General features: G+C 63.0%; 18 protein-coding genes and 2 pseudogenes. 15 read left to right on the top strand and 5 right to left on the bottom strand.

From position 1 onward, the window contains the following. Nucleotides 1–92 precede the first annotated feature (92 nt). From VQ044_RS13290 to ftsH, 11 genes and pseudogenes are all read left to right on the top strand, one after another. Nucleotides 93–209 (top strand): AtpZ/AtpI family protein, encoded by a 117-nt coding sequence (locus tag VQ044_RS13290; RefSeq protein ID WP_327646768.1) that lies wholly within the window; start codon nt 93–95, stop codon nt 207–209. Next, nucleotides 206–511, top strand: a complete 306-nt coding sequence (locus VQ044_RS13295; RefSeq protein ID WP_327646766.1) for an N-ATPase subunit AtpR — start codon at nt 206–208, stop codon at nt 509–511. The genes VQ044_RS13290 and VQ044_RS13295 overlap by 4 nt, the downstream gene beginning before the upstream one ends. Next, nucleotides 508–1206, top strand: a complete 699-nt coding sequence (locus VQ044_RS13300; protein ID WP_327646765.1) for a F0F1 ATP synthase subunit A — start codon at nt 508–510, stop codon at nt 1204–1206. Before VQ044_RS13295 ends, VQ044_RS13300 begins: the two co-directional genes overlap by 4 nt. Continuing rightward, nucleotides 1203–1448, top strand: a complete 246-nt coding sequence (locus tag VQ044_RS13305) for a F0F1 ATP synthase subunit C (protein WP_206456179.1) — start codon at nt 1203–1205, stop codon at nt 1446–1448. The genes VQ044_RS13300 and VQ044_RS13305 overlap by 4 nt, the downstream gene beginning before the upstream one ends. A 6-nt stretch (nt 1449–1454) precedes the next feature. Next, the gene (atpF, locus tag VQ044_RS13310; protein ID WP_327646763.1) at nt 1455–2198 is read left to right on the top strand and encodes a F0F1 ATP synthase subunit B; all 744 of its coding nucleotides are present in this window, start codon (nt 1455–1457) and stop codon (nt 2196–2198) included. Continuing rightward, a pseudogene (locus VQ044_RS13315) lies at nt 2182–3333 on the top strand (F0F1 ATP synthase subunit alpha); the annotation flags it as partial. The gene atpF and the pseudogene VQ044_RS13315, both read left to right, overlap by 17 nt. Before the next feature lie 74 nt (nt 3334–3407). Further along, nucleotides 3408–3635: a hypothetical protein gene (locus tag VQ044_RS25680; protein WP_442880635.1), complete on the top strand. Its 228-nt coding sequence runs from the start codon at nt 3408–3410 to the stop codon at nt 3633–3635. Next, nucleotides 3632–4477: a F0F1 ATP synthase subunit gamma gene (locus tag VQ044_RS13320; RefSeq protein ID WP_327646762.1), complete on the top strand. Its 846-nt coding sequence runs from the start codon at nt 3632–3634 to the stop codon at nt 4475–4477. The genes VQ044_RS25680 and VQ044_RS13320 overlap by 4 nt, the downstream gene beginning before the upstream one ends. Before the next feature lie 98 nt (nt 4478–4575). After that, nucleotides 4576–6195 carry an MBL fold metallo-hydrolase gene (locus VQ044_RS13325; protein WP_327646759.1) on the top strand — a complete coding sequence of 540 codons (1620 nt, stop codon included), beginning with the start codon at nt 4576–4578 and terminating at the stop codon, nt 6193–6195. Nucleotides 6196–6691: 496 nt separating this feature from the next. After that, nucleotides 6692–6937, top strand: a complete 246-nt coding sequence (locus VQ044_RS13335) for a hypothetical protein (protein WP_327646757.1) — start codon at nt 6692–6694, stop codon at nt 6935–6937. Nucleotides 6938–7059: 122 nt separating this feature from the next. After that, a pseudogene (gene ftsH / locus VQ044_RS13340) lies at nt 7060–8748 on the top strand (ATP-dependent zinc metalloprotease FtsH); the annotation flags it as partial. A gap of 16 nt (nt 8749–8764) precedes the next feature. Here ftsH and VQ044_RS13345 read toward each other — a convergent pair. The 5 genes from VQ044_RS13345 to VQ044_RS13365 all read right to left on the bottom strand — a co-directional run bounded on the left by VQ044_RS13345 (nt 8765) and on the right by VQ044_RS13365 (nt 15775). Beyond that, nucleotides 8765–9826 carry an alpha/beta hydrolase gene (locus VQ044_RS13345; protein ID WP_327646756.1) on the bottom strand — a complete coding sequence of 354 codons (1062 nt, stop codon included), beginning with the start codon at nt 9824–9826 and terminating at the stop codon, nt 8765–8767. A gap of 172 nt (nt 9827–9998) precedes the next feature. Further along, entirely contained in the window at nt 9999–10628 is a 630-nt protein-coding gene (locus VQ044_RS13350) for a TetR/AcrR family transcriptional regulator (RefSeq protein WP_327646755.1), read from the bottom strand. 278 nt (nt 10629–10906) lie between these two features. After that, the gene (locus VQ044_RS13355) at nt 10907–12034 is read right to left on the bottom strand and encodes an ABC transporter permease (RefSeq protein WP_327646754.1); all 1128 of its coding nucleotides are present in this window, start codon (nt 12032–12034) and stop codon (nt 10907–10909) included. Next, nucleotides 12034–14781 carry a ribosome-associated ATPase/putative transporter RbbA gene (gene rbbA / locus VQ044_RS13360; RefSeq protein ID WP_327646775.1) on the bottom strand — a complete coding sequence of 916 codons (2748 nt, stop codon included), beginning with the start codon at nt 14779–14781 and terminating at the stop codon, nt 12034–12036. The genes VQ044_RS13355 and rbbA overlap by 1 nt, the downstream gene beginning before the upstream one ends. Beyond that, the gene (locus tag VQ044_RS13365) at nt 14774–15775 is read right to left on the bottom strand and encodes an HlyD family secretion protein (RefSeq protein ID WP_327646753.1); all 1002 of its coding nucleotides are present in this window, start codon (nt 15773–15775) and stop codon (nt 14774–14776) included. The genes rbbA and VQ044_RS13365 overlap by 8 nt, the downstream gene beginning before the upstream one ends. A 554-nt stretch (nt 15776–16329) precedes the next feature. On the opposite strand from VQ044_RS13365, the gene VQ044_RS13370 reads away from it, so the two are divergent. The 4 genes from VQ044_RS13370 (at nt 16330) to VQ044_RS13385 (ending at nt 18487) form a co-directional block, all read left to right on the top strand. Further along, nucleotides 16330–16743: a hypothetical protein gene (locus tag VQ044_RS13370; protein WP_327646752.1), complete on the top strand. Its 414-nt coding sequence runs from the start codon at nt 16330–16332 to the stop codon at nt 16741–16743. Nucleotides 16744–16909: 166 nt separating this feature from the next. Continuing rightward, the gene (locus VQ044_RS13375; RefSeq protein ID WP_327646751.1) at nt 16910–17266 is read left to right on the top strand and encodes a hypothetical protein; all 357 of its coding nucleotides are present in this window, start codon (nt 16910–16912) and stop codon (nt 17264–17266) included. 174 nt (nt 17267–17440) lie between these two features. Then, the gene (locus tag VQ044_RS13380; RefSeq protein WP_327646750.1) at nt 17441–17938 is read left to right on the top strand and encodes a cytochrome c; all 498 of its coding nucleotides are present in this window, start codon (nt 17441–17443) and stop codon (nt 17936–17938) included. A gap of 147 nt (nt 17939–18085) precedes the next feature. After that, a complete protein-coding gene (locus VQ044_RS13385) occupies nt 18086–18487 on the top strand; it encodes a hypothetical protein (RefSeq protein ID WP_327646749.1) in 402 nt (133 codons plus the stop codon). Nucleotides 18488–18493: the final 6 nt, after the last annotated feature.

The raw sequence follows: 18493 nt of genomic DNA on the forward strand, positions 1-18493 counted from the left end.
GCAGCTGCGCCGACCTTTGACGGGCTTTACTCCGGGGAATGGGCGCACCCCACATTTAGTGGGCGTGGGTAACAACCGGATAGGCAAGCTTCGTGGGTCGCTGGCTCGACCGGATGTTCGAGTCGGGACTGACGATCACCGGGGCGTTGCTGATGATCGGCCTTGCGATCGGCTGCTGGTCGGCCTGGAAATGGATGAATGGGCAATGACCCTGATCGATGCCGCCCAGGCGATGGACTGGCGAACGCCGATGGTGCTTTTCGGCTTCCTCGCGGCGGGCCTTGCCCTCGGCTTGGCCCACTTCTCGGCCCTCTGGTACCAGGCACAGCGGCTCGCGAGCGGTACGTCACCTTGGCGGACCGCGACCGTGGCGATCGCGCGATTCGCACTGCTTGTCGGAGCGCTTACGCTCGCCAGCCTCCAAGGCGCGCCGGCCCTGTTCGCGGTGACGCTCGGCTTGCTCGGCGGCCGCGCCTTCGTCATGCGCCGTGTCGGAAGGCTTGCCGAATGAACTCGCCGCTGACCACCGAAGCGATGTTCCAGCTTGGCCCGGTCCCGATCACCGAGCCGATCCTCGTAACCTGGGCGTTGATGGTGCTGCTCGCCGCCGGTGGCATGGCGGTGTCTCGTCGTCTGTCGCTCGTGCCGTCGTCGCTTCAGGCGGCGCTGGAACTCGTCGTCGAGACGGTCGACGGGCAAATCCGCGAAACAATGCAGGCGGAGCCCGCTGACTACCGCGCCTTCATCGGTACGCTCTTCGTCTTCATTCTCTTCGCTAACTGGACCTCGCTGGTGCCAGGCGTCGAGCCGCCGACCGCCAATCTGGAAACCGACGCGGCGTTGGCGCTGCTGGTCTTCCTGGCGGTGATCTGGTTCGGCGTCCGGGCGGGGGGCGTCGGTGGCTATCTCAAAAGCTTTGCCTCGCCGAGCGTCCTGATGATCCCGCTCAACTTCGTCGAGAGCATCACACGCACCTTCTCCCTGCTCGTCCGCCTCTTCGGCAACATCATGAGCGGGGTTTTCGTCATCGGCATCGTCCTGTCGCTGGCCGGGCTCCTCGTCCCGATCCCGTTGATGGCGCTCGATCTCCTGACCGGTGCCGTCCAGGCCTACATCTTCGCCGTCCTCGCGACGGTGTTCATCGCCGGAGCCGTCAACGACGGACGCCCGGCTCCCACGAAGACCAAGGAAAGGGCTACACAATGAACTGGCTAGCGCTCGCAAGCATTCTGGGCGCGGTGATCGCGGTCTCCTTCGGGGCGATCGGACCGGCGCTCGCCGAGGGGCGCTCGGTCGCCGCGGCGATGGACGCCATCGCCCGGCAGCCCGAAGCGTCCGCGACGATCTCCCGCACGCTGTTCGTCGGTCTGGCGATGATCGAGACCATGGCGATCTATTGCCTGGTCGTGGCGTTGCTTCTGCTTTTCGCCAACCCCTTGTTGCTCTGATTGCCCATGCGCATCGACTGGTGGACGTTGGGCATCCAGACCGTCAACGTCCTGATCCTGGTCTGGCTCCTGGCGCGCTTCTTCTGGCGACCGCTCGCGGCGATGATCGAGACGCGGCGCAAGGCCGCGGCGGGGTCTCTGGCCGAGGCGGAGGCCGAGCGTAGCGAGGCGCGATCGGCGCTCGCCGAAATCGAGACGACGCGCGCGGGCTTTGCCGAGGAGCGGGCGCGTATCGTCGCGGAGGCACAGGTCGCCGCCGAAAAGGTCCGTGCGGGCGTGTTGGCAAAGGCCGAAGCGGAAGCGGAGGTTCTGAGGGATACGGCGAGAGCGGAAATCGAGAAGGAAACGGAGGCGAATCGCGAGAATTGGGCCGAGCAGGCCTCCCGGCTCGCCGTCGACATCGCCCGGCGACTGGTGGCGCGATTGGACGACAAGGCTTTGCAGGAGGCATTTTTGGATTCGCTGGTCGCGGAGATAGGCCGTCTTCCCGACCATGCCCGTCACAGCCTTGCACGGGACGGCGCGATCTTCGAGGCGGTCAGTGCCAGCCCTCTCGCGGACGAAGACAAGGAGCGCGTCCGGACGCGTCTCGTCGACGCGCTGGGCGGCAGCCCGAGGCTCGACTTCAAGGCGGATCCCAAGCTGATCGCCGGCCTTGAATTGCATGGATCGCATATCCTGGTGACCAACAGCTGGCGCGCCGATCTCGACCGCATCCTGACGGAGCTTTCCCATGACGTCCGCGACTGAACTCGAGCCGGAAGTGTGGCGCCGGCGGGCGCGCCAGCGTCTCGACGCTGCCACACTGAGTCCCGAGGCGCGGCAAATCGGCCGCGTCGAGGAGGTCGGCGACGGCATTGCCTTGGTCTCCGGCCTGCCCGACGCGCGGCTGGACGAACTGCTCGCGTTCAAGGATGGGCGGTTCGGTTTCGCCCAGGTGCTGGACGAGGATCGTATCGGCTGCGTGCTCCTCGACGATGTGGCCGGCGTTCAAGCTGGCGACACCGTTACCGGCACGGGCGACGTGGTACGCGTGCCGGTGGGGGCTGGACTGCTTGGGCGGATCGTCGATCCGCTCGGCCGCCCTCTGGACGACAAGGGCCCGGTTTCGGCCGAGAGCAACGAGCCGATTGAATGTCCGGCTCCAGCGATCGTCGAGCGCGCCGCCGTGACCCAGCCCGTGCAGACCGGTATTCTCGTTGTCGACACGCTGTTCGCCCTCGGTCGCGGCCAGCGCGAGCTGATCATCGGCGACCGCGCGACCGGCAAGACGACGGTGGCGCTCGACATGATCATCAGCCAGAAGGCGAGCGACATGATCTCGATCTATGTCGCCGTCGGTCAAAAGAGCGCCAATGTTCGTCGGGCGATCGACGCGATCCGGACCCACGGCGCACCCGAGCGAACGATCATCGTGGTGGCGGGGCCGGCAACCTCGCCGGGTTTGCAATGGATCGCGCCATTTGCCGACTTTACCATCGCCGAGTATTTCCGCGATCGTGGCCAGCACGCGCTTGTCGTGATCGACGATCTTTCCAAGCACGCCGCCACGCATCGCGAAATCGCGCTCCTGACGCGCCAGTCGCCTGGCCGGGAAGCCTATCCGGGCGATATCTTCTACGTCCACGCTCGCCTGCTCGAACGCGCCGCCATGCTGTCGAAGGACAGGGGCGGTGGTTCGCTCACGGCGCTGCCGATCGCCGAAACCGACGCGGGCAATCTCAGTGCCTACATCCCAACCAATCTGATCTCGATCACCGACGGGCAGATCGTCCTCGACACCAGGCTCTTCAACGAAGGCCAGAAGCCGGCTGTCGACGTCGGCACCAGTGTCAGCCGCGTCGGCGGCAAGACGCAAGCGCACGCCCTCAGGGAGGCCGCGGAAACGATGCGCCTCGATTACGCCCAGTTCCTCGAACTGGAAATGTTCACCCGCTTCGGCTTGCCGAGGAGGTCGCGTTGGTCGGGGCCGTGCAGACAGGGCTCGTCGACGGGCTGCCGCTGGAGCGGGTGCCGGACCTTCGCCGCGCGGTCGCGGCGGGGCTCGACCACGGCGCTCCGGATGCTGTCCGGCAGATCGAGGAAAACGGAATGCTGGACTCCGACGGTCACGAAGCGCTTCTCGAGACCATGCGGAGAATCGTGCGCGAGGTCGATTCCCCGAAAACTGCCGCGAGGCCGTCATGAGCGACCGGCTCGCAGATGTCTCGGCCCGCATCGAGGGCATCCGCCAGCTTGGCACCGTGGTCAACGCCATGCGTGGGATCGCCGGGGCTCGGGTGCAGAAAGCGCGCGACGAGTTGGGCGCGGTCGACGCCTACGCCCAGACGATCGCCGCGGGGCTTGCTCAGATATTGGCCCAGGTTTCCACCGAGGCGCCGCCTCCACCGGAGCGGACGAGCAAGGCAGCGCTCGTCGTCTTTGGCGCCGAACAGGGGTTCGCCGGAGCCTTCAACGAGCGCGTGTTGGCGACGATCGCCGACGAGGTGCCGGTGCCGGTGCTCTTTCTTATCGGCACGCGCGGATTATCCCATGCCGCCGAACGAGGCATTGCGGCCGACTGGACCAGCGCGATGCCCTCCCATTCCTCCGGCATTCCGAAGCTCGCCAGCGACATTTGCGACGCGCTCTACCAGAGGATCGGGGCAGGAGGGGTCGAACGGGTGACGGCGGTCTTCGCCGATGGGTCCGTCGGGGCCGAGCCGACGGTCGTTCGTCGGCCTCTTCTGCCGCTGGACCCTGCCACCTTCGCGGGGGTTGAGCACAGGGAGCCGCCGATCCTTAATTTGCCGACCCGCAAGCTCCTGGCCGATCTCACCGCCGAATATTTGCATGCTCTGTTCTGCGAGGTTGCGCTGCACGCCTTCGCTGCGGAAAACCAGGCACGGATGACGGCGATGGCTGCGGCGCATCGCGAAATCGATCGGCAGATCGGCGCTTTGCGGGCGACATTCCGACATGTTCGCCAGGAACAGATCACCGCGGAGATCATCGAGCTCGCAGGCGGCGCGGCGGCGAGCCAACGGTGAGCGGGGGCGTGATGCCTTGAGCTTGCCGGGAGATGATCACCGACCTGAACGCGGCGACCGACGGCAACCAATTCTTACGATAACGGCTGGAGTTTCCAATGAGTCATGACAGCGCCAAGACGGTCCCGGGGCCGATCATCCGGTTCCACGGAGCGGCACAGGCCGTCACGGGCTCGTGTTTCGAACTGGAGGTTGTCGGCGGCCGGTTTTTGGTCGACTGCGGCCTGTTCCAGGGGTCGAAGTCGGAAAAGGAGCTGAACTACCGCGCCTTCCCGTTCGAGCCAAAGCAGGTCGATGCGGTGCTGCTGACCCACGCCCACATCGACCATTCCGGGCTGCTGCCGAAGCTCACCAAGCACGGGTTCGCCGGTCCTGTCTTCGCCAGCCGTGCCACCCAGGATCTGTGCAGCGTCATGCTGCCCGACTCGGCCTATATCCAGGATACCGAAGTCGCGCATCTCAACCGTCGCAACAAGCGGCGCGGTCGCAGGGTCGTGGCGCCGATCTATGACGCCGCCGACGTCGCACAATGCCTGAGCCAGTTCCGGGCTGTCGCGTTCGACGCATGGTTCGATGTGATGGCCGGCGTCAGGGCGCGTTATTGGAACGCGGGGCACCTTCTCGGCTCTGCCTCCATCGAAATCGAGATCTCCAGCTCCAGAGATCTACCACTGCGGCTGCTGTTTTCCGGCGACCTCGGCCCGGCTCACAAGCTGTTGCAAGCCGATCCGGACGCGCCGAGCGGCTTCGACTATGTCATCTGCGAAAGCACTTACGGCGACGAAGATCGTGCCGGGGCGTCGGAAGCCGATCGTCGCCGGATGCTGCGAGACGCGGTGAGGGCGGCGAACAACCCGGGCGGGGCGCTCCTGATCCCGTCCTTTGCGGTCGAGCGGACGCAGGAGCTCCTGGTCGACCTGCAGCGTCTCATCGAGACCGGCGATCTGCCGGCGATTCCGATCGTCATCGATTCGCCGCTCGCCACCCGTGCCACCCGGGTCTTCCACGACCATGCGGGGGAATTGGAGCACGGCGATATTCTGTCGCGCGCTTTGCGGGCACCGAACATCCGCTTCACCCAGTCAGTCGACGAGAGCAAGGCGCTGGACAGGTTGAAGGGATTCCATATCGTGATCGCGGCCAGCGGAATGTGCGAGGCCGGGCGCATCCGGCATCGTCTGAAGAATTGGCTGTGGCGGCCGGAAGCGACGGTGTTGTTCGTCGGCTTCCAGGCCCAGGGCACGCTGGGCCGGATCCTGAGGGACGGGGCCCGCCAGGTTCGTATTCAAGGCGATGAGTTCGTCGTGCGGGCACAAATCCGCGAGATCGATCTCTACTCCGGGCATGCCGACGGACCCGAGCTTTGTGACTGGCTGTCGGAACGGCGTCCGGTGGGGGCCGGCCTCTTCCTCGTGCATGGGGAAGTCGAGGCGATCGAGGGACTGAAGCAGCGTGTGAGCGCGGTGGTTCCGCAAGACCGGGTCCTCGTGCCGCGATTGGACGACGGCTTCAGGCTGACGCCCGAAGCCGCCCTCCCGCTGAAATCCGACACGCCGCGCCGCATCGACCCGGGCAAGCTGGCTCATCTCGACTGGCACAACGACATATCGAAGCTTTTCCTCGACATCAACGAGCGGCTTGAGAAGGCGGCCGACGACAAGGCGCGAGGGGTGGTGATCCGGACGCTTCGACGCGCCCTCGGCGCGAGTGACGGTTAGATGCATGAGGCCTCCTTCGCGGCTTGATCCGGATCAAGCGCCGCCAAGATGCAAAATCTTGATCAGGATCAATGCCGAAGCCGCATGCGCCGGCTTTGGTCATCCCGTTCAGCGGCTCCGGCGGACCAGCACGGTATCGCGACATGCTAAGGAAAAGGACTACTACCTCTCCGAGCGCCGCTACGGGTCCTTCACACGCTCCTTCCGTGTTCCCGAGGGGGGCCGACGCCGACAATATTGCGGCGAGTTTCACGAAGTGCATGCTGACGGTCAAGCTGCCGAAGACGGCCGGGGCCGCCGAGCAAGGAAAAGAAGATCGCCGTGACGGCCGCCTGACCGGCTGGTCCGCCAAGGGTAGCGGTCGTCGCGGGTTTTCCCTGCGGCGACCGCCGTAATGTTCATGCGTTTGTCTTGCCGCAGCCGCATTTCCCGCACGTCTTGATGCAGTCGGAAGTGGACCGTCAAGACCGCGTCTTTCGATTGACCGGAGCCACACATGGCCAAGGATTCGCCGACGCCGCCGCAAAAGCAGACAATCATCATCTGGTATGTCCTCGCGGCGATACTCGGCTTCACCTTGCTGCAATGGGCCTGGGGAACCTATTCCGAAATCGAAACCATCCCGTTCAGAGGCCGTTTCGAAACCCTGCCAAGACCAGCCTCCATGGTTCACCCGGGACGCCCAAACCCGCGGAAATCGGGTATCATGTCATTGCGGAGCGACCATCCGAGGGGCCTTTGAACCCGCCGCAGTGAGTTTCGAAACGGACTCTNAAACCCGCGGAAATCGGGTATCATGTCATTGCGGAGCGACCATCCGAGGGGCCTTTGAACCCGCCGCAGTGAGTTTCGAAACGGACTCTCAGCCAGTTCGAGGAGCTTTTGTCCAAGGACCGGGTGGCGGAGGTCACCGTCGGCGACGACACCGTCCAGGGAACGCTGAAGGAGGCTTTGCCGAGCGGCAAGACGCGCTTCATCACCAACCGCGTCGACACCGGGCTGGCGGACAAGCTCATCGCCCATGGGGTCACCGTGACCGGCGCGCCATCCAGTGGTTTCGCGGGAACTCTGCTCGCCTGGGTGCTGCCGTTCTTCGTCATCTACGTGATCTGGATGTTCCTCTTCAGTCGCATGGCCGGCGGGCAAGGCCTGGGCGGCCTCATGTCGATCGGCAAGTCGCGGGCCAAGGTCTATGTGGAGAAAGACACCAAGGTGACCTTCGCCAATGTCGCCGGAGTCGACGAGGCCAAGTCGGAACTGCAGGAGGTCGTCTCCTTTCTCCAGGACCCGAAGACCTATGGCCGACTGGGCGCGCGCGTGCCCAAAGGCATCCTCCTCGTCGGGCCACCGGGCACCGGAAAGACGCTGCTGGCCCGCGCCGTGGCGGGGGAGGCGGGGGTGCCGTTCTTCTCGATCTCGGGGTCAGAGTTTGTCGAGATGTTCGTGGGCGTCGGCGCGGCGCGGGTCCGCGATCTGTTCGAACAGGCGCGCAAGGCCGCACCGTCGATCATCTTCATCGACGAGCTCGACGCTCTTGGCCGCAGCCGTACGGCGGGTGGCTATGGTGGCTTCGACGAAAAGGAGCAGACGCTCAACCAGCTGCTCGCCGAACTCGACGGATTCGATCCGAGTGTCGGCGTCATCCTGCTCGCCGCCACCAACCGGCCGGAAATCCTCGATCCCGCACTGCTGCGTGCCGGTCGCTTCGACCGCCAGGTTCTGGTCGACCGGCCCGACCAGGCGGGCCGCCTTGCCATCCTCAAGGTGCATGCCGGCAAGATCATCCTCGATGACGATGTCGACCTTGCCAAGGTCGCTGGCCTGACCACCGGATTCACCGGGGCCGACCTTGCCAATCTGATCAACGAGGCGGCGATCGCCGCAACCCGCCGCGACGGGGTCTCGGTAACATTCGGCGACTTTACGACCGCCATCGAGCGGATCGTCGCCGGCATCGAGAAGAAGAGCCGTGTTCTGAGCGAGAGCGAGCGCCGCCGCGTCGCCTACCACGAGATGGGCCATGGGCTGGTCGCGGCCAATCTGCCGGGCGTCGATCCGGTTCAGAAGGTCTCGATCATCCCGCGCGGCGTCGGCGCCCTCGGCTATACCATGCAGCGGCCGACGGAGGATCGGTTCCTGCTCGCCGCCAGCGAATTGAAGAACCGGATCGTCGTTCTGATGGGTGGGCGCGCCGCCGAAGATCTGATCTTCGACGGCGACGTGTCGACCGGCGCCGCGGACGATCTCCAGAAGGCGACCGACATCGCCATCGAAATGGTGACGCGGTACGGCATGGATTCCGGCCTCGGCGAACGGACCTATGCGCGGCCCGCCCAGGCGTTTCTCGCCGTGCCGCAAACCCGCTCATTCGAGGCCTCGCAAGCCACCGAGCGCGAGATCGACCTGGCCGTCCGGGAGATCGTCGAGGGCGCGCGCGTTCGCGCCAAGGACATTCTCGAGGGGAAGCGTTCCGATCTGGACGCCGGGGCGAAGATGCTACTCACCCGGGAAACGCTGACCGCTGAGGAGTTCGCGCCGCTGCAGAGAGGGTAGCATCTGTCGGGGCACCTTACGGCCGGGGCGGCAGGAGAGTGGCGCTGATCGGTTCGAGCACGAAGGCGCCGGCCCGGGCGATGCCGGTGCGCACGTCGTTCCCCTGGCGCGGGAGCACCGTGACCAGCCCGACGAACCGGTTGTGGTTGGCTCCGTCGAGAGCCGAGACCTCGGATATGTCGATCAGCCGGATGTTGTTGGCGCCAGCGAGCGCCTGGACTTGCGGGTCGTTGACGTCGCGGGTGCCGATCCGGTCGCGGGACCCGGCGATCCGGCTGGAGACCATCAAGGCGCGATCGTCCTTGGAAACCAGCAGCGTCATCGGCGGGTCCAGAGGGCCGATGATGTCCATCTGGCGACGAAAGACATCGACATCGATGTCGGGGGCGGCAAGCACGACGCCGTTCAACCGCTCGATGATCGCGTCCTGGCCGGTCAGCCGGAGCTGGCGCAGAGCCTCCGCCGTGAGCCAGGCGCCCATGCTGTGCGCGAACACGGTAATCTTTCCGACCTTCGGATCATTGGCGATATCCGTCAGCACGCGAACGAGATCATCGCGCGAATAGGTGACGGCGTCCTTGTCGGCGACGTAGCCCGCCACAGATGCCGCCGAAGGCCAGGCGAAGAGAACCGGCATCTCCGTCAGCTTGCCGTCGATGGCGAGTTGCGCCAGGCGGAACAGCGCTTCCTCGAAGCTGTAATTGTAGCCATGGACGAAGATGACGACATCGCGCCTTGATCCGGTTCCGCCGCTTCCGCGTGACGGGGGCTTGAATTCGAGCTTCGGCAGGATGGTCCGTTCCGTCACCGCGAAGCTTCGTTGCGAATCCGGTGCTCCCTTCGGCCATTCGATCTCCGTGACCGTGTGGCCGGGTGGTGCGGAGATGGTAAAGCGCTCGAAATTCAGTGTCGGAGAACGGTCGGCCGAATAGCTGCCGTTCGACGGGTCCCGTTGACGCGTCGTGGCAATTTGGATGGTCACCTGCTCGATCGCGGTGGTGCTCGCCGGCACCACCGCGAGAACCTGCGAGTCAGGACGCGACGCACAGCCGGTCGCCACCAGCAAGATCAGCAACATGACGGTCCAAGGCTTCCCCAAGCCGCGTCCCGGTGCTGAAGTCATGTCGCGACCGCTGCGATGCGGATCGGTGCGAGGGGACACATGGTCATCATCCATCCTCTCCTTTCCGCTGTTCGCCGTCGGAAATCAGGCCCCCGACCAAGCCGTAGGCCGCCGCTTCCGCTTCGCTTCATGCGGGCCGCTCGCTGATGGTCGGGTTCGGGGAGGGAATGGCGAACAGCCCGATCTGAACCTCGAGCAGCCTAATACCTTCGTCGGCCAATCGAAAGGACCGCCCGCTCAGCGACCAACGAACCGCCAGTCCCTGGATAAGACCGAGCACCAGATACGCGGCGTCGTCTGGATCGAGATCCCGCCGGAACATCCGCTCGTCCTGGGCCTTGGCGATTTCGCCGGCGATTGCCGCGTGAAACAGGTTCATCAGGCCCAGCACCGACTTGCGCAGAAAATCATTCTCAGCGTGCAGCTCCCTGGAAAAGAGGATGGCGGGAATCGCGGGGGTCGCCTGGATCAGCCGCAACTGGGCGCCGATCAAGCCACGCAAGCGATCGATCGGCGTGCCGCCACGATCAAGGACGACTCGCCAGCCTGCGGCCATTTTGTCGGTGATCGTCGCCGCGACCGCTTCCCAGATCGCCTGTTTGGTCGGGAAGTGCCGGAAAATTCCCGGTTGGGTCAGTCCGACCGCGCGGGCAATCGACTCGGTGGAGAGGCGGTCGGGGCCGAGCTCGTCCGCCAGCCGCAAGGTCGCCTCCAAAATTTCGGCCTTGCGCTCCTGCGCGGGTTTTCGAACCGCCATGACAATTCCAAAAATAAGTAATTAGACACTAACTAACCCATACCTCGATCCTTGCCAATGGCGGATCCGCAAGCGACTGAATGGGAAACGTTCGCCAGGATAACGCGCTGTCCATCGAGATATCCATAGCGTCGGACCGGGATGCGTGATGACGTGGATTGTCGAGGGACACCAACCGTTTTTATGTATGCGGCTCCATGCCGAGTATCCGACGCTGTCGTCCAACCTGCCTGGGTGAGGGGGCGTGCCAAGTCTCGCCCACCTTTCTTGTTGTCGCTCTACCGGGCGGCTGACATGGTTGCGCGAAAGCGTGATAGCGCCATAAGGAATAGGACCGTTCCGATAACCGCCATCGCCGCGAGCTGACGCCAGACGATGTCGATGCCAGCGCCGCGAAACAGAACCGCCTGCGCAAAGCTCGTAAAATGGGTCGATGGGGCGGCCTGCATGATGATCTGCAACAGCTGCGGCATGCCATCGAGCGGCGAGGTGCCGCCGGAGAGCATATTCATCACGACAAAGAACGGAATTGCCAAAAGGGCGAATTGCGGCATTGAATTGGCGAAGGTCGACAGCACGATCCCCAGGGCGGTCATCGCATAGAGAAACACCGACGTACCGAGCACGAACAGCGCGATCGAACCGCTGATCCTGACCGAGAGCACTCCCTGGACGACGACGTATAGCGACAGGATGACCGCCAGCACGATCGCCAGCCCGTTGGCCCAGATCTTGGCCATCATGATTTCACCCGGTGTCACTGGCATGACCAGCAAATGCTCGATCGTGCCACGTTCGCGTTCCCGGATGACCGCGGCGCCCGACAGGATCAGGGACAGCATCGTGATGTTCGATACGATCTGCATCACCGACATGAACCAGCTCGAATCGAGATTCGGGTTGAACGCCGTGCGCATCGTCAAGGTGACCGGTGGGGTTGGCGTCCGGTCCGAACGGCTCAGGAACTCGGAGAGCTGATTGGTGATGATCGTCTGAATATAGGCGGCCCCATTTCCGGCCAGCGTCATGGCGGTCGCATCGACGTTGACCTGGACCTGCGGTCGGTGACCGGCAAGGACGTCGGTCTGGAAGTTGATGGGAATATCGACCACGAACGCGTAGCGACCCGCGTCCATGGCCGGGTCGATCTGATCGATCGCGAGGGTGGCGGGGGACTGAAAATAGGGCTTGAGAAACGCCGCGCGGATCTGGCGCGACAGGTCGGAATGATCCTCGTCCACCACGGCGATGGACGCATTGCGCAATTCAGTCTGCACACCGGTTGCAACGGTGTAGATCGCAAATGTAAAGGTGAAGAAAATCAAAAACAGCAGGACGGGATCGCGCCGAAGGCTGTTCAGCTCCTTTACACCCAGGCGAAAGATATTCTTCAATCGCTTGCGCATCAGGCTTCCTGCTTTTTCAGAAAGAACGTGGCGAGCGTCCAGAATATAACACAGAAGGCAGCAAGCCAGAGATAGCTCTGGTACAGATCGGTGAAGCCAAGACCCTTGTTGAACGTGCCGCTGGTGATCTTTTGGAAGTATAGCGCCGGGAATGCATGCCCGATGATACGTCCGGCGCCTTGCAGCGTCGAAACAGGATAGAGCATTCCGGAAAAATTCAGGCTCGGAATCATCACGATGATGGCCGATCCGAAAATCGCCGCAAGCTGCGTCGAGACGAAGGATGAAATCACCAGACCCAGCGAAGTGGCGGCCGTGGCGAACAGGATCGCGCCGACGAAGAGCGCAAGGAAGTTTCCGGTGATCGGAACCTGAAAGAACCCCGACATCAGGATGACGAGACTGGCAAAACTCGCCATCGCGATTCCGATATAAGGCAGCTGTTTGCCGATCAGAAATTCCAGCTTGCTGGCCGGCGCGGCATATAAATTGGTGATTGATCCCAGTTCCTTCTCCCTGACGACGCCGAGCGCCGTCAGCATTGTCGCGAACATGTAGATCAACAGCATGAGGACGCCTGGTGAGATCGCGTAGACGCTCAAGAACGCCTGATTGTACCGAAAGCGCGTTTCGATATCGGCAAGCGGGGCGACGGATTGGCCGACCGGTTCCCGTCTGGAAAATTCCGCCAGATAACTGGCCAGCACCCCTTGCACGTAGCCGCGCGACGTTTCTGCCTGAAACGTCACCGCGCCGTCGAACCAGGCGCCGATATCCGGTGAGTGGCCGGCCAGCAGATCGCGCCCGAAGCTCGGGGGGACAATGAGCGCAAACCGCAACTCCCCGCTCCGCAAGCGTTGGTCGAGCTCGGCGCGGGTGCTGATCTCGGGACGTTTGTCGAAGTAGCGGGAGCTGGAAAAATTCTCGAGGAATGCGCGACTTTCCTGAGACCGGTCCTGATCCAGGACCGCGTAGGTGAGTTTCTCCACGTCGAACGAAATCCCGTAGGCCATGGCGATCGCGAGCACGAGCGGTCCGAGCAATGCGAAAGCGATGCGAATAGGATCGCGGATCAATTCCATCGCCTCACGCCGCGCGAACGCCCACATGCGCCGCGCATCGAAGATGGAATGGGTCGCGGCGTGTGTCGCGGTCGCGGCCGGTGAAGCATCACCCCGTGGAACGTCGCTCTGCGCGTCCGTTTCATCGATGCCGGCCGCATCCTCGAGATAGCCGATGAACGCATCCTCCAGCGTCTCGGAACCGCGCGCCTGTCGCAGCGCGTCCGGAGCATCCATCGCCAGGATCTTGCCGGCATGCATGAGGGAGATACGATCGCACCGCTCCGCCTCGTTGACGAAATGGGTGGAGATGAAGATCGTCACGCCGTCCTCACGAGACAAAGCGATTAGCATGCGCCAGAATTCGTCGCGGGCCACCGGATCGACCCCCGATGTCGGCTCGTCGAGAATCAGCATTTCCGGCCTGTGGATCACCGCCACGGCGAGCTGCAATCGCTGGCGCACACCGAGCGGCAGGCTCTCGGGCAACTCATCGGCCACATCGACGAGATCGAAGCGCTCGATCATTTCCCGCACGCGGGCAGGGGACTCGGCTTTGGGAAGATCGAAGAGGCTTGCGTGCAGATCCAGGTTTTGGCGAACGCTGAGTTCGCCGTAGAGTGAGAACGACTGCGACATGTAGCCGACGCGCCGGCGGGTCTCCATGTCGTTCGCGTCGACCGGGTTTCCGAACAGCCTGGCCGTGCCCTCGGTGGGCGGTAGCAGGCCGGTCAGCATTTTCATGGTCGTCGTCTTGCCGCAGCCGTTCGAGCCGAGAAAACCGAAGATTTCACCGCGTTCGATCGTGACGGTCACGTGGTCGACGGCGGTGAAATCTCCAAACCGCATGGTGAGGCCGCTGGCTTCGATCGCAGGCACGCCGTCATGGGAGACTCTTGGTGGCAATTCCACCACTGTATGGCCCGCGCGTTTGGCCTCCGGCAGCAAGGCAATGAACGCTTCTTCGAGTGTCTCGCGGCCGGTGCGGATCTTCAGTTCGGCCGATGTGCCTGTCGCAAGGATTTTCCCGTCATCCATGGCGATCAGGTGATCGAACCCATCCGCCTCTTCCATGTATGCCGTGGCCGTGATCACGCTCATGTGGGAACGGCGCGTTCGGATGCGGTCGATCAACTGCCAGAATTGTCGCCGGGACAGGGGGTCGACGCCGGTGGTCGGCTCGTCCAGGATCAGCAGATCGGGGTCATGAATGAGCGAACAACACAGCGACAATTTCTGCTTCATGCCACCTGACAGCTTGCCGGCTGGCCGGTCCGAAAAAGGACGCAGACCCGTACTGTGCAGCAGGTCATCGATCCGCCAGGCGCGCTCGGACGCGGACTGGCCGAAAAGCCGGCCGAAAAAATCGACGTTCTCCCGGACCGATAGTGTTGGATACAGGTTACGCCCCAGGCCCTGCGGCATGTAGGCGATCCGCATGCAGGCTTCGTCACGGTAGCGGCGCCCGGCCATGTCACCGCCCAGAACCGTGACCTGTCCCGTCTGGATTTTTCGCACGCCCGCGATGAGGCCGAGTAGCGTGGACTTGCCGACGCCGTCGGGACCGATCAGCCCGATCATGCGGCCCGCGGAAACGTCAATCGAGACATCGTCAAGCGCTGTCACGGCCTCGTAGCGGTGGCTGACCGATACGAGTTGCGCAACGGGCGGCGCGACCTCAGGCATCATCAGGACTTTCCAGCTCGGGTAAATTGTTCTGGAGCCGTTCGGGCCATTCCGCGTTGGGCGAAATTCTGACGTAAGCCATGCCCGTGATGCCCGCTTTCACCCTCTGCGCGTAGCGTGCGAGTATTTCCGGCGGCAGGCGTACCTTGACCCGAAACATGAGCTTCTCACGCTCACTCTGGGTCTCGACGTATTTCGGCGTGAACTGGGCATCCGCGGCAACGAAGGACACGGTCGCCGGCACGACATATTGCGGTGCCGCGTCGGGAACGATGCGAGCTTCCGCACCGATCTCCAGCGGCCCGGCCTCTTCAGTCGGCAAGAAGATGGTCATGTAGACGTCCGTCAGATCAAGAAGTGTCAGGATACGGCCGCCGGCAGGCAGAACCTCTCCGGGTTGCGCGACCCGGTACTGGATGCGCCCGCTCCTTGGCGCGGTCAGCACGGAGTCCTTCATGTTCTCAGCGATGCGCTTGGTCCGAGCAGCCGCGGCGGCGACGGCGGCCTTGGCTCGTTCGATCCCCGCCTCGGCGGATCTGACCGCGGCCTCCGCTGTCAACTTCGCCGCCTGCCGTTGCTCGACCTTTTCAAGCGGCGTGTAGCCCTTCTCCCCGAGCGAGCGGGATCGTTCATATTCCTGCTCCGCCAGAGCCAGTTCACTCTTCCTCTGGGCAAGCAGTGCGATTGCCTGATCCAGCTGTTGCTCGCTTTCGTTTCCAGCCGCTTTGCTCTCCTGGAGCTGCGCCTCAAGTTCGGCGGTGTCCATTCTGGCAAGGACTTGCCCCGCCGTTACGGTAGCGCCTTCGTCGACCAGCACCTCCTTCACGCGGCCGGAAAATTTCGTCGCGATATCCACCCGTTCGGCTTCCAGGCGCCCGTTGGATTGTGCGAAACCGGCCGGCAGTTCAGCCGGCTTGAACTGGAGCCACGCGAAATACCCGCCTCCGCCGAGGAGCACCGCGCCCAAGAGCAACAAACCCAGCTTCCATCGCATGAAAAGCCCGTCCTTATCGTGGCGCCGCGGCTCCGGGGAGCCAGGCGACCTTCAATGATTGTCCCACAGGTCTTAGTGCGGGATTTACCGTCATGCCTTGATCGAGCGCATATTCGCCGCGCAGCATCTTGGACCTGCAAGCTGTTGAACCGGGTAGATCTCGTCCACCATCGTGATCCGGTGACCGCGGCAGCAGGTGGTAGCGGTCTGCCTCAGCGACCCAGGCCGATCGCGCAGCCCGACCCGGAGCGTGGGGGCCACGCTGGCAGCCCGCTGTAGCAGGACCTCGCAGATCGCGATCTGCGAAGTGCCGCAATGATAACATGCGAACGGATTGTTGGTCCGAGGGTCACGTTCCAACATTCAAACACAGCTCAAACTTGACAGTTTGTGATTGATAGCTAACATAATAAGACAGGCCTGTTAAGGGTGAAAGTCATGCGATCTCTACCGAGGATGGGCATTCACCGGCCACCGTCGCGGTCGTGCGCATCCTTTCAGGTCGATGTCCGAAACTTCCATGCCGATTTTTGAATCGAGAAGGCATTGAGACGATGGCCAGACCTCCCGCATCAAGACCCCGTTGGATCATCGTCCTGGCGATTATCGCGGTCGTCTTCGGCGTGCTGACGCTTTATTCCGGCGGTGCCGTTCTTGTTAGCGACGGGCCGGAACGAGCCGCGGCTGGGGCCTACGTGCCGTTCGTGCTGTGGTTCAATGTCATCGCCGGATTGGCCTACATCATCGCCGGCATCGGCCTTTATAGTTGGCGAAGATGGGCAGTGAATTTATCGATACTTCTGGCTGTTGCAACGTTGCTGGTATTTGCTGCATTCGGTGTGCATATTATGACAGGTGGAAGTTATGAGGTGCGCACGATCGTCGCCATGACCTTGAGAAGTACGGTGTGGCTGACCATCGCGTCTTTCGCTTGGGTGTTGTGGACCAGACGAGACCAAGCGGAATGAGAGTGCCTTTCGAAGGAGGTCCCATCCACGCAAGTGGGCGGCGCGGCCTCTTGCGTCTCGTCGAGAATGCCGGTCCCGACAGATTGAAGACGAACACCTCAGATCGGCAGCTCGGGTCCGTATGAGTGCAATGGCAATTTATAGGAACGGACAAGCGGAGAGACGAATGACACGACTTCCCTGGCTTCTTCTTTTTTCAGCAATTTGGCTCGGCGTCGGCTCGACGTCGTCCGTCGCCGCGGAGATTTTGACCCCGCAGCAGATTTCCCAACAGATCGTGGGCAGAAAGCTGACCGCCAGTCGCATGGGAATGAGAGTCGACATGATCTATGCGTCGGATGGCACTGTGAGCATGAAATCTCTGCTCATGTCTGGTTCCGGGAGTTGGAGCTACAGCGCAGATGGCATCTGCATGGTGATGATCAGCGGTCCACGCCGTGGCAAAACCTGTGTCACCTTCGAGCCCCTGGGTGGCGGGAAGTACGTCAATTCCGAAGGGATCACACTGACTGTTCGCGAATAGGCTCGGGGCTGGAGCGCGTGCCGCCTCGGCCAAACCAGTCTGGCTAGTTGTGAGCCGACTGCCGCGCCCAACATGGGCAACCCGAAGTCCGGCAATCCAATCATTGCCGATACGCCCGGATGCTACGTGCTTCAGAAATAGGCCAATTGACGATAAAGAAGAGGAGACAAGAGGATGATGGACAAGATCGCCGACAGAAAGCGCTCGTGGAGCATTCGGGGCGCTCTATGGCTTGGGATCGTCGCAAGTGTTGCTATCGATGGCTCGGTACTGGCACAGAGCGCGGAGCCGGTTTCCCCGAAGCTGACTGACACGCTTCGAGACCTACTGCGCAAGGAGATGGTTTCCATAGAGGATGCCAGCAAGCAGATCCTGTCCGCACTGGTGGCTGGGGATAACGCCCGCGTGGCGGAACTAGCCCAGCGCATCCATGACAGCTTCATCCTGCAACAGTCGATGACGCCCGAAGATAGGAAGAATCTCATGGCGGCTGTTCCAAAGGGGTTCGTTGAACAGGACCGTGCTTTTCATGCGATTTCGGCGGCGCTTGCCGATGCCGCGCGGTCCGGCGACAGGGCGCAACAGCAAGAGGAGTTCGGCAAGATGATTGAGGCATGTAGCGCTTGCCACGCCGAATACGCCACAGACCGCTTTCCGAAATTCGCAGAATGAACGCGTCATCCTCCCTTCTCGCGCCCGGGCGTCAACGTATTTGAGCAGCGGACCGGGGTACGCCGCTTGGGGCGGATATTTACGTGTTTCACAAACGGGCAATCGGGTCATGGGGGCTATTGTCGACAGCATCGCAGGACGTGAGGAATGAGGACAAGTCGAAAATTCGGTCTGCTGATCGCGGCTGCCGTGGCGGTTGTGTTCGGGGCGCTCACCATCTTTTCGGGCGGACGCGCGCTCTTCGGCGGGACCGCGGCCCGCGCTGCGGTGGGCGACGCTGTGCCGTTCGTGCTGTGGTTCAACTTTCTGGCGGGGTTCGCCTATGTCGCGGCGGGGATCGGCCTGATCCTGCGGCAGCATTGGGCCGTCTGGCTCTCGATCGCCATTTTGGCGGGCACCGTTCTGGTCCTGCTGGCTTTCGGGGTGCATGTGATGCAAGGCGGCGCCTACGAGATGCGCACCGTCGGCGCGATGATCCTGCGCACGGTTGTGTGGGCTGCCATAGCCGCCGTGGCTTTTCGGAACATTGGGCGCGCTGCGGCTGTTTGAATGGCC

Source organism: Aurantimonas sp. C2-5-R2 (assembly GCF_036549495.1).
Taxonomy (GTDB): Bacteria; Pseudomonadota; Alphaproteobacteria; order Rhizobiales; family Rhizobiaceae; genus Aurantimonas; species Aurantimonas coralicida_A.

Excerpts from the sequence above, each read along its gene's own strand:
- VQ044_RS13365 (WP_327646753.1), bottom strand. The coding sequence starts at position 15,775 with ATGCGATGGAAGCTGGGTTTGTTGCTCTTGGGCGCGGTGCTCCTCGGC.
- VQ044_RS13380 (WP_327646750.1), top strand. The coding sequence starts at position 17,441 with ATGATGGACAAGATCGCCGACAGAAAGCGCTCGTGGAGCATTCGGGGC.
- VQ044_RS13355 (WP_327646754.1), bottom strand. The coding sequence starts at position 12,034 with ATGCGCAAGCGATTGAAGAATATCTTTCGCCTGGGTGTAAAGGAGCTG.
- VQ044_RS13305 (WP_206456179.1), top strand. The coding sequence starts at position 1,203 with ATGAACTGGCTAGCGCTCGCAAGCATTCTGGGCGCGGTGATCGCGGTC.
- rbbA (WP_327646775.1), bottom strand. The coding sequence starts at position 14,781 with ATGCCTGAGGTCGCGCCGCCCGTTGCGCAACTCGTATCGGTCAGCCAC.
- VQ044_RS13320 (WP_327646762.1), top strand. The coding sequence starts at position 3,632 with ATGAGCGACCGGCTCGCAGATGTCTCGGCCCGCATCGAGGGCATCCGC.
- VQ044_RS13335 (WP_327646757.1), top strand. The coding sequence starts at position 6,692 with ATGGCCAAGGATTCGCCGACGCCGCCGCAAAAGCAGACAATCATCATC.
- VQ044_RS13295 (WP_327646766.1), top strand. The coding sequence starts at position 206 with ATGACCCTGATCGATGCCGCCCAGGCGATGGACTGGCGAACGCCGATG.
- VQ044_RS13385 (WP_327646749.1), top strand. The coding sequence starts at position 18,086 with ATGAGGACAAGTCGAAAATTCGGTCTGCTGATCGCGGCTGCCGTGGCG.
- VQ044_RS13345 (WP_327646756.1), bottom strand. The coding sequence starts at position 9,826 with ATGTTGCTGATCTTGCTGGTGGCGACCGGCTGTGCGTCGCGTCCTGAC.
- atpF (WP_327646763.1), top strand. The coding sequence starts at position 1,455 with ATGCGCATCGACTGGTGGACGTTGGGCATCCAGACCGTCAACGTCCTG.
- VQ044_RS13370 (WP_327646752.1), top strand. The coding sequence starts at position 16,330 with ATGGCCAGACCTCCCGCATCAAGACCCCGTTGGATCATCGTCCTGGCG.
- VQ044_RS13375 (WP_327646751.1), top strand. The coding sequence starts at position 16,910 with ATGACACGACTTCCCTGGCTTCTTCTTTTTTCAGCAATTTGGCTCGGC.
- VQ044_RS13325 (WP_327646759.1), top strand. The coding sequence starts at position 4,576 with ATGAGTCATGACAGCGCCAAGACGGTCCCGGGGCCGATCATCCGGTTC.
- VQ044_RS13350 (WP_327646755.1), bottom strand. The coding sequence starts at position 10,628 with ATGGCGGTTCGAAAACCCGCGCAGGAGCGCAAGGCCGAAATTTTGGAG.
- VQ044_RS13300 (WP_327646765.1), top strand. The coding sequence starts at position 508 with ATGAACTCGCCGCTGACCACCGAAGCGATGTTCCAGCTTGGCCCGGTC.